We start from the raw sequence: 9,552 nt of genomic DNA, 5'->3' as shown, positions 1-9,552 counted from the left end.
GGTCAGGCTCCCTCCCCCCTGCGGGGGGGAGGGGTGGGGAGAGGGGTAAGCCCGGGCGAGGCGATCGATGCATGCATCGCCCTCGCAAAATGCGTCGGCGCGACACGAATTCGGATAGCACGTGCCGTGCGGTACCCCTCTCCCTAACCCTCCCCCGCAAGGGGGGAGGGAACCCTTCCGCTGGTGCCTTCCTCACTTGGGCGCGCTCTATCGGCCCTCACCCGCCACAGCCAATCGGCTCGGACGACGCGTCGTCCTCCAGCACCGCCACTGCTGCGGCGCGGCGCGTCAGCACGGCGCGCTGGTTGATGTAGCCCTTGTCGGTGATCTCGCCGCCGTCGACCGAAGCGGGCTCGGCGAGCAACAGCGCACGGGTGGCGTGGCCGGAGGAATGACTGCCCTGCGCCTTCAGCCGTGCCAGCCCCTGCCCGATCGCGGAACGGACCGCAGGATGGCCGATCGTCTCGCGCGCGTCGGCGGTCTCGGGCAGGCCTGCCAGCGAACGGCAGGCGGCCAGATTCGGGAACACCAGGAAGCGCACCTCATCGCGGCCGTGGCCGGTGACGACGATATCCTGCGCCAGCGGCGCCAGCGCGGCGATGCCGGCGACGCGCAGGGTGCCGACACTGACCCAGGTGCCGGAATTGAGCTTGAAGTCCTCGGCGACGCGGCCGTCGAAGAACAGGCCGAGATCCGGCCGGTCAGGATCGGCGAAGGTGACGGCGTCGCCGATCTTGTAGAAGCCCTCGTCGTCGAACGCCTGCGCGGTCAGCTCGGGCGCCTTCCAGTAGCCCGGGGTGACGTTCGGCCCGCGCACCCGGACCTCGAGCTTGTCGCCCGACGGAACGAGCTTCAGCTCGGTGCCTGATATCGGCACGCCGATATTGCCGGATCGCTTTGCCAGGAAATGACAATCGGTTGCCAGCGGCGAGGTCTCGGTCGAGCCCCAGGCTGACACCATCGGCAGCTTGCGGCCGACCGTTTGCAGCGACAATTCCTCCAGCGCATCCCAGAGATTCTGCGGAAGTGCCGCGCCGGCGTAGAAGGCGAACTTCGTGCCCTCGAAGAATTTGCGGCGCAATTCGTCGTCGGTGCGCAGCGCCGCGATCAGCATGTCGAAGCCGCGCGGCACGTTGAAATAGACCGTCGGCACCACGCTGCGCAGATTGGCGAGCGACGTCGCAAACAGGCCTGGCGCCGGCTTGCCGCCATCGACATAGAGCGTGCCGCCATTGCGCAGCACCAAATTGAAATTGTGATTGGCGCCGAAGGTGTGGCTCCAGGGCAGCCAGTCCAGAATGACCAGCGCTTCGCCGGCCTGCTCCAGGAATGTCCAGGTCTGTGCCTTGGCCTGCTGGCTCGAGGTCAGCATGCGCTGGGTGTTGATCACGGCTTTCGGCGTGCCTGTCGACCCCGAGGTGAACAGGAATTTTGCGATCGTGTCCGGCGTCACCGCGCCAAAGGCTCTAGCGACGTCCGGCGACTCCAGCGTCGCGGCGATGGCTGGGAATGCCAGCGCGTCGGCGTCCTCGGGATTGCCGCTGACGATGACGGCGCGATGCAGCGGCTTGATCGCGGCAAGCGCCGCGGCGAACGGCTTTGTGCTCGCGACATAGATCGCACCGGGATCGAGCAGCTCGATCATGCTCTTCAGCTTGTCGAAATCCCGGGACATCAATGAATAGGCGGGCGAGATCGCGGCCGAGGGCACGCCGACATGCTGGGCAGCGAGCGCGAACAGCGCGTGATCGATGCCGTTGTCGGAGAGGATAACCAGCGGCCGCTCGGCGCTCAGCCCCCGCGCCAGGATCCAGGACGCGGCGCGGCGGACGATGCCGAGCGCATCGCGATAGCTGACGGTGCCCCAGGGCGCCTCGGCGCTGGCGCGCTCGCCGAGGAATATGCGATCCGGCGCCTGCTCTGCCCAGTGCTCCAGCCAGTCGCCAACGCAGCGCGCGCCTTCTTGCAAGGGCGTGGTGGAACGAACCAGGATGCTGCCGTCGCCACGTCGATCCGCCACGATGGCAGGCGTCGCGAACAGGCTGCTCGGATTGTCACCGCCGACGGCCACCATGGTTCCTCCTCGCCCGTGTCTTGTCGGGATCGCGCTGCAACAACGTGCTGCGCCGCGCCCCGGCCGGGCTCTTTGGCGATAATGTTGCGGACATCAATTGTTGTCGTCAACAACAATCTTTCCCTCTCGCCTCGAGCGCGCTAGCCTCGCGGTCATGGCAACCCGGCAAAAGACGTCGCGCAAGGCGGCAGCAACGGCAGCGGCAATCCGCCGCGCGCGCACGGCGAATGGCCGGGCGCACAATAGCGACGCCGGCGATGACATCGGCCTCGACGCGCTGATCGGCCACGCCGGCTATGCGGTGCGGCGCTTCCAGCTCTGGATCTTCGAGGACTTCATCAAAACACTGGCAACGGTCGATATCCGGCCGACCCAATACTCGGTCATGACCGTGATCGGGGCCAATCCGGGCCTGAGCCAGATGGCGGTCGCCAAGCGGCTCGGGATCGAGCGCGCGCGCCTGGTGCATCTGCTCGACAGCCTGGAGGAACGCGACTTCGTCAGCCGCATCCCCTCCGCCACCGACCGCCGCTCCCACGCGCTGCATTTGACCGCGCGCGGCAAGACCGCGCTGGCGCAGTTCAAGCGGCTCGCCGCCGAGCACGAGCGGCATGTGGCCGAGAAGATCGGCAAGGGCAACCGCGAACAGTTGTTGCAGATCCTCGCCTGCTTCACCTGATCGATCGACGGGATTCTTCGCGTGATCAACGCTGCCTGAAACTTGGGCACACGCTCTTTCAAGCGGGCCGGCACTGGCGTCCGGCGACCATTTCAAGCACCTGATATTGTGTGATAATCCGACACGCCGCAGGCGCGTGCGAATTGTACACAATGGCACGTTGCTTGCTTCGATCAGGCTGCAATTCCCTCGCGGAGGGCATCCAACGCCTCGCCGCTCAACAGACGAGCCAACCACGTGACTGAAACTGTCGCCGCGATCGTCGCCGCACACCGCACCAGGACCATGACCCCGGTGCAAACCGTGGCGCGCAGCTACCAGCGCATCCGCGAGCACAACGATCCCGCCATCTTCATCAGCCTGCGCGACGAGCAGGAGGCGATTGCCGAGGCCGCACGGCTCACCGATCCGACGCTGCCGCTCTATGGGGTGCCGGTTGCAGTGAAGGACAATATCGACGTCGCAGGGCTGCCGACCACCGCCGCCTGCCCGGCATTCGCCTACACGCCGGCGAAGGATTCCACGGCGGTCGCCAGACTGCGCGCGGCCGGCGCCATCATCATCGGCAAGACCAATCTCGACCAGTTCGCCACCGGCCTGGTCGGCGTGCGCTCGCCTTACGGCATTCCCAAAAATCCGGTGCGCGATGATCTGGTGCCGGGTGGATCGAGCTCGGGCTCCGCGGTCGCGGTCTCCGCGGGACTGGTGCCGCTGTCGCTCGGCACCGATACCGCGGGCAGCGGCCGGGTGCCGGCGATGCTCAACAACATCGTCGGGCTCAAGCCGAGCCTCGGGCTGATCCCGAATACCGGGCTGGTGCCGGCCTGCCGCACGCTCGACTGCATCTCGGTGTTCTCGCTCACGGTCGACGACGCGCTGGCCGCACTCGCCGTGATGGCCGGACCTGACGATGCCGATCCGTTCTCGCGCGACCGGCCACTGGCCGCTGCCGCGGCGTTTCCGGCCAGGCTGAAGCTCGGCATTCCCAAGTCGGGCCAGTTGATCTTCTTCGGCGATCGCGCAGCCGAGACGGCGTATGACGCGGCACTGAAACGCTGGCAGGCGCTTGGAGCCGACCTCGTCGAGTTCGATCTCGAGCCGTTCTACGAGACGGCGCGGCTGCTCTATGAGGGGCCGTGGGTCGCCGAGCGCTATCTCGTGATCCGCGACCTGCTGGCGTCGTCGCCGGAGGCGATCCATCCGGTGACCCGCGAGATCACCATCGGCGGCGCGCGTCCGACTGCGGCCGATACGTTCTCCGCGCTCTACCGCCTGCAGGCGCTGCGCCGCGTTGCCGCGCGCACTTTCACGCAACTCGACGCGATCGTGTTGCCGACCGCCCCGACGGTCTATTCCACCGCCGACGTGCTGGCCAACCCGATCGAGCTCAACTCGCGGCTCGGCACCTATACCAATTTCGTCAACCTGCTCGATCTCTGCGGCCTCGCGCTGCCGGCGGCGATGCGGCCGGACGGCGCGCCGTTCGGCGTCACGCTGCTGGCGCCTGCCGGCCGCGACGCCGCCCTTGCCGACATCGGCCGCGTGTTCCATACCGATACCGGACTTGGACTCGGTGCAAAATCGCTGCCGCAGCCCGCACTCGCTCAAGTGCCGGCGCAAGCGACATCCAACGAGATCACCATAGCGGTGGTCGGCGCGCATCTCTCCGGCATGGCGCTGAACCACGAATTGACGACGCTCGACGCGCGCCTGCTGGAGGAGACCACCACCGCAGCTGACTACAGGCTCTACGCGCTCGACACCACGCCGCCGAAGCCCGGCATGCTGCGCATCGAGGCGGGGGCGGGCCACGCGATCAAGCTGGAGCTCTGGGCGATGTCACCTGCCGCGTTCGGAAAATTCGTCGCCGCGATCCCGCCGCCGCTGTCGATCGGCACAGTCAAACTCGCCGACGGACGGCAGGCCAAGGGCTTCATCGTCGAGCCCGCGGCGATCGCCGGCGCGAAAGATATTTCCGCCTATGGCGGCTGGCGGGCGTTCATGGCGGAGAAGGCGAAGGCGTAGCCCCCATCCTGTTATTCCGGGGCGCGCGCCGCGCGAGCCCGGAATCCATTTCGCCACGGTGTTGGTTTCACCGACGAAGCAGAGACCATCAATGCGGACGAATGGATTCCGGCTTGCACTTCGCGCGCCCCGGAACGACGAGAGCTGCGCGAGCCCTACACCGACACCGCGTAGGTCTCGTACTCCCCGCGCACCTGCTCGATATGGGCGCGCATCGCGGCCGCAGCGCCCGGCTTGTCGCCGCGCATGATCGCGACCACGACGCGGTCGTGCTCGGCGTGGGATTTTGCCAGCCGCCCGAGGTTGCGGAACTGGGCTCGGCGGAACGGCTGCACGCGCACCCGCGTCGCCAGCGTGATCTCGGCGATATAGGCGTTCTGCGAGCCGGCATAGATCGCATTGTGGAAGCGCTCATTGACCTCGTGGAAGCGCTCGGGATTGCCGGTGTAGCTCAACACCCGCAGCTCCTCGTGGACCGCCTCCAGCGCATGGCGCTCGGCCGGCGTCATCCGTTCGGCGGCAAGGCCGGCGCACATCGCCTCCAGCTCGGCCATCGCCTCGAACATGCCGGTCAATCTTTCGAGCGAGGGCCGCGCCACCACCGCGCCGCGATGGGCGCGGGCGTCGATCAGGCCGCTGGCGGCAAGCTGCCGCAGCGCCTCGCGCACCGGCGTGCGCGAGACGTTGAAGCGGCGCGCAAGATCAGTCTCGTCGAGACCGGCACCCGGCGGCAGCGTGCCGCGCACGATCTCATCGGCGAGTTGCAGGCGCAGCTCTTCGGCGCGCGTGATCTTTTCGACCAGCGATGACGGGCGATCGACGCGCGGCACCGGCTCGGGTTCGGTCGGCTGCGGCGCACGGGTCGGAAGATCGTCCAGGCTCATGGTTCAAGCGCTCGTGTTCAAACGCCCTTGGGCTCGTCGATAACGCTGACATGGGCCGCGACGATTCTCCAGCCCTCGGGGAAGCGAATCCACGTCTGCATCTGCCGTCCCACCCTACCCGGCGCGCTGTCCCGATAGAACAGCGTCGAGGCGATCGCGGTGTCGCGGCCATAGGTCGTGATCACGGTGCGGTCGATCCTGCGCATCAGCCCGGCCGCCGGCCGCCCGGCGCGGAACGCCGCGATCTCGCCGTAGCCGTAAAGGTTCTCGCCGATGCCGTAGCGCAGCGTGCGGCTGTCGTTGCGGAACAGCTCGTCGAGCACCGCGACGTCGTTCGAGACCAGCGCCTTCTCATAGCGCTGGAACTGCGCGGCGACCTCGGCGACCACGTCGGGAAGATCGATGTCCATAGTTAGAGTCCTCTCGGCGCAGGCGCGTTCGCAACGCCCATCTGTTCCAACGCGTAGGCAACCCGCAGCGCGATGTCCTCGCGCCAGGGCGCGGCAATAATCTGAACGCCGATCGGCATCGGTTCAAGCGGCACCGGCACGGCGGCCACCGGCAGGCCAATGAAGGAGATCGGCTGGGTATGGATCCCGATATTGGGACGCACCGGAAGCTCGACCCCATCGAGCGTGAAATTGGCCTGACCGATCTTCGGCGCCGCGCACGGGGTTGCCGGCGCCAGGATTACGTCGACCGACTGGAACAGCTCCAGCACCCTGTCGCGGAACCAGCGGCGAAACTTCTGCGCCTTGTCGACATGGACCGCCGGGATCATCGCGCCCGAGAACAGGCGATCGCGCACCGCCGGATCGAAATCGCCGGCACGCGTGCGCAGCCGATCGAGGTGCAGCGCGGCGCCCTCGGTCGTGGTGATGATGAAGGCGGCGGCACGGGCGCGCGCGGCTTCCGGGAGCTCCACAACCTGCGTCGCGCCGAGCGCCTTTGCGACGCGCGCGACCGCTTCGACCGCCTCCGGTAACAAATTCTGCTGGAAATAGCCGCCGGCGATCGCCACCCGCAGCCCGCCGATCCCTTCGACAAGCAACGGCATCGTGGGCTCGACCGGTCGCGCGACGCAGGCGGGATCCTCGGTGTCGGGCCCCTGCATGACGTCGTATGCGAGCGCGAGATCCGTCACGTTGCGCGCAAACGGCCCGAGATGATCGAGGCTGGCGACGAACGGAAAGGAGCGCGCGCGCGACAGCCGGCCGTAGGTCGGCTTCAGCCCGAAGATGCCGCAGAATGACGACGGCACCCGGATCGACCCGTTGGTATCGGAGCCGAGCGCGATCGGCACCAGCGCGCCGCCGACGGCACTGCCGGAGCCGCCCGAGGAGCCGCCGGCCATCCGCGCCGGATCGTGCGGATTGCGCGATGGACCGTCATGCACGTTCTCGCCGGTGAAGTCGTAGGCGTACTCGCCCATGTTGAGCGCGCCGACCAGCACGGCGCCTGCCGCTTCCATCCGCTCGATCAGCGTCGCGTCGCGCGGCGAAGCCGGCAGGTCGCGATTGATCTTGGAGCCGGCGCGGGTCGAGAGCCCCGCTACATCGAACAGGTTCTTCACCGCGAACGGCACGCCGGCCAGCGGGCCGACGGATTTTCCGGCTGCGATCTCCGCATCGATCGCACGCGCCTTGGCGCGCGCGCGATCGGCGGTCACATCGGTAAAGGCGTTGAGGACCTTGTCGTGCGCGGCGATGCGCGCGAGCGCCACCTCGGTCGCGGCAACGGCCGTGATCTTGCGGCTTGAGACGGCCTGTGCGATTGCGGCGGCTGACATGGACGCGGGAGTTTCGGACATCGCGATCTCAGACCGAATAGATCGCCGCCGACGCGGCGTCATCGGGCAGCGGGAAGTCATCGACCAGTTTCGCCAGCCGCAGCGCGACCTCGAGATTGGCGCGCACCGCCGGACGCCAGGCGTCTTCCAGCGGCAGCGCCAGCGCGCGGGCGGCGGCATTCACGTAGTCGTCGAGATGATCGGCCATTTCGCTCCCAGTAACGATTTTGCGCATGATCTATTCGGAAAACCGGTTCCCACTTTTCCGGATCATGCGTCAGGCAACCGGCAACGGCGGATGCGGGATCGCCGTCAGCAATTCTTTTGTATAGGCATCCTGCGGATTGCCCAAGACGGCTTCGGACGTGCCGTGCTCGACGATGCGGCCGGCCCGCATCACGATGACGCGATCGCACAAAAGGCGCACCACGTTGAGATCGTGCGACACGAACAGATAGCTCATGCCCATCGACTGCTTGAGGTCCTGCAGCAGGTTGAGCACGACGGCCTGCACCGACACATCGAGCGCCGCGGTCGGCTCGTCGAGGATCACGAGCTTCGGGTGCAGCGCGATCGCGCGCGCGATGCCGACGCGGGCCTTCTGGCCGCCGGACAACTGATGCAGAAAGCGGTCCAGCAGATTGACCGGCAAGCCGACCAGCCGTGCCAGCTCCTCGCAGCGATCGCGCAGCGCGGCGCGCCCCTTGATGTTGCCGAGCTGCATGATCGGGTCCGCGATCGCGCGCGCCGCGGTGAAGCGCGGGTTGAGGCTGTCGGTCGGATCCTGGAACACCATCTGGATCTGGCTGCGCCGCGGCAGCCGCGCGAAGGATTGCGGCATGATGCCGCCGATGTCCTCGCCGTCGAACATGATGCGGCCGGAGGTCTGGTCCAAAAGCCGCATCACCATCATCGACGTCGTCGACTTGCCGCAGCCGGATTCGCCGACCAGCCCGACGCTCTCGCCATGGCCGACCTCGAAGCTGATGCCGTCGACGGCGCGGAAGACCTCCTCCTCGACCGGCGGCTTGCGGCCGAACAGCTTTGTCAGCACCGAGCCCGCGCCCTGGCGGGGGTATTCCTTGACGAGCTTTTCGACTGACAGGAGGGGCTGCGTCTTCCCCCTCTCCCCGCTTGCGGGGAGAGGGTTGGGGTGAAGGGGACTCTCCCCGAGCGCAGTGCCTGGAGAGTCCCCCTCACCCGCTCCGCCGCGCGGGACGGCCTCTCCCCGCACGCGGGGAGAGGCGAAAGCAGTCGCTTCCTCTTCGGGCAGCAGATCCCGCAGCGACACACCGAGCCGCGGCGTCGCGCGCATCAGCTTCTTCGTATAATCGTGCTGGGGCGCGGCGAAGATGTCGGCCGATTTGGCGGTCTCGACCACGCGCCCCTTCTCCATCACCACGACGCGGTCGCAATAGGCGGCGGCGAGGCCGAGATCGTGCGTGATCAGGATCGTCGACATCGAGCGGCGCCTCGTCAGCTCGACGATCAGATCCATCACCGTCTTCTGGGTGGTGACGTCGAGGCCGGTGGTCGGCTCGTCGGCGATCAGGAGCTGCGGGTTGCAGGCCAGCGCGAGCGCGATGACGACGCGCTGGCACATGCCGCCTGACAACTCGAACGGATAGGCGTGATAGCGCTCGCGCGGCCGCGCGATCTTGACCTGCTCCAGCGCCTCGATCGCGGTCTCGCCGCGGTCGGTGACCTGTGCCTGCTGGACATGCTGGCGCAGTACGTCCTCGATCTGGTGTCCGACCTTGCGGATCGGATTGAGCGCGGCGCGCGGATTCTGGAAGATCATCGAGACTTCGCGGCCGCGCAGATCGCGCATCTGGCTCTCGGTCGCCGCCTTGACGTCGATGCCGGAGAACATCACCGAACCTTCGGCGATGCGGCCAGCGCGATCGAGGATCCGCATCACCGCATAAGATGTCACCGACTTGCCGGAGCCGGACTCGCCGACGATGCCGACGGTCTCGCCCTTGGCCACGGAGATGTTGACGTGCTGCACCGCCTTGACGATGCCGCGGCGGGTGGTGAACTCGACGGTGAGGTCCTGGACGTCAAGCAGCGGCTGCGCGGTCATGCGCGCCTCCCCTCA

The 9,552-nt window shown here is 67.4% G+C and carries 8 protein-coding genes; 2 read left to right on the top strand and 6 right to left on the bottom strand.

Features of this window, described 5'->3' with window-relative positions:
- Positions 1 to 217 precede the first annotated feature (217 nt).
- On the bottom strand, positions 218 to 2,074 hold the full coding sequence (locus CK489_RS11800) for a feruloyl-CoA synthase (protein WP_095732421.1): 1,857 nt from the start codon (positions 2,072 to 2,074) through the stop codon (positions 218 to 220).
- 154 nt (positions 2,075 to 2,228) lie between these two features.
- Between CK489_RS11800 and CK489_RS11795 the strand changes: the two genes are divergently transcribed.
- Entirely contained in the window at positions 2,229 to 2,753 is a 525-nt protein-coding gene (locus CK489_RS11795) for a MarR family winged helix-turn-helix transcriptional regulator (protein ID WP_095732420.1), read from the top strand.
- Between the two features lie 237 nt (positions 2,754 to 2,990).
- Complete coding sequence (atzF, locus tag CK489_RS11790) at positions 2,991 to 4,778, top strand: allophanate hydrolase (protein ID WP_095732419.1); 1,788 nt, start codon at positions 2,991 to 2,993, stop codon at positions 4,776 to 4,778.
- A gap of 155 nt (positions 4,779 to 4,933) precedes the next feature.
- On the opposite strand, the gene CK489_RS11785 is transcribed toward atzF, so the two are convergent.
- The 5 genes from CK489_RS11785 to CK489_RS11765 all read right to left on the bottom strand — a co-directional run bounded on the left by CK489_RS11785 (position 4,934) and on the right by CK489_RS11765 (position 9,537).
- Positions 4,934 to 5,662, bottom strand: a complete 729-nt coding sequence (locus tag CK489_RS11785; protein ID WP_095732418.1) for a GntR family transcriptional regulator — start codon at positions 5,660 to 5,662, stop codon at positions 4,934 to 4,936.
- Between the two features lie 17 nt (positions 5,663 to 5,679).
- The gene (gene hpxZ / locus CK489_RS11780) at positions 5,680 to 6,072 is read right to left on the bottom strand and encodes an oxalurate catabolism protein HpxZ (RefSeq protein WP_095732417.1); all 393 of its coding nucleotides are present in this window, start codon (positions 6,070 to 6,072) and stop codon (positions 5,680 to 5,682) included.
- A 2-nt stretch (positions 6,073 to 6,074) separates the two neighbouring features.
- Positions 6,075 to 7,451 carry an AtzE family amidohydrolase gene (locus tag CK489_RS11775; protein ID WP_095732416.1) on the bottom strand — a complete coding sequence of 459 codons (1,377 nt, stop codon included), beginning with the start codon at positions 7,449 to 7,451 and terminating at the stop codon, positions 6,075 to 6,077.
- Positions 7,452 to 7,479: 28 nt separating this feature from the next.
- Positions 7,480 to 7,659: a DUF4089 domain-containing protein gene (locus CK489_RS11770; protein ID WP_095732415.1), complete on the bottom strand. Its 180-nt coding sequence runs from the start codon at positions 7,657 to 7,659 to the stop codon at positions 7,480 to 7,482.
- A gap of 69 nt (positions 7,660 to 7,728) precedes the next feature.
- Positions 7,729 to 9,537: a dipeptide ABC transporter ATP-binding protein gene (locus CK489_RS11765; protein ID WP_095732414.1), complete on the bottom strand. Its 1,809-nt coding sequence runs from the start codon at positions 9,535 to 9,537 to the stop codon at positions 7,729 to 7,731.
- Positions 9,538 to 9,552 lie beyond the last annotated feature (15 nt).

The sequence above is a fragment of the Bradyrhizobium sp. UFLA03-84 genome (assembly GCF_002289535.1).
GTDB classification, from domain to species: Bacteria; Pseudomonadota; Alphaproteobacteria; order Rhizobiales; family Xanthobacteraceae; genus Bradyrhizobium; species Bradyrhizobium viridifuturi.
This window is presented reverse-complemented; position numbering and strand designations above follow the sequence as displayed.

Coding starts and splice junctions, on each gene's coding strand:
- CK489_RS11800 (WP_095732421.1), bottom strand. CDS start 2,074: ATGGTGGCCGTCGGCGGTGACAATCCGAGCAGCCTGTTCGCGACGCCT.
- CK489_RS11795 (WP_095732420.1), top strand. CDS start 2,229: ATGGCAACCCGGCAAAAGACGTCGCGCAAGGCGGCAGCAACGGCAGCG.
- CK489_RS11785 (WP_095732418.1), bottom strand. CDS start 5,662: ATGAGCCTGGACGATCTTCCGACCCGTGCGCCGCAGCCGACCGAACCC.
- hpxZ (WP_095732417.1), bottom strand. CDS start 6,072: ATGGACATCGATCTTCCCGACGTGGTCGCCGAGGTCGCCGCGCAGTTC.
- CK489_RS11775 (WP_095732416.1), bottom strand. CDS start 7,451: ATGTCAGCCGCCGCAATCGCACAGGCCGTCTCAAGCCGCAAGATCACG.
- CK489_RS11770 (WP_095732415.1), bottom strand. CDS start 7,659: ATGGCCGATCATCTCGACGACTACGTGAATGCCGCCGCCCGCGCGCTG.
- CK489_RS11765 (WP_095732414.1), bottom strand. CDS start 9,537: ATGACCGCGCAGCCGCTGCTTGACGTCCAGGACCTCACCGTCGAGTTC.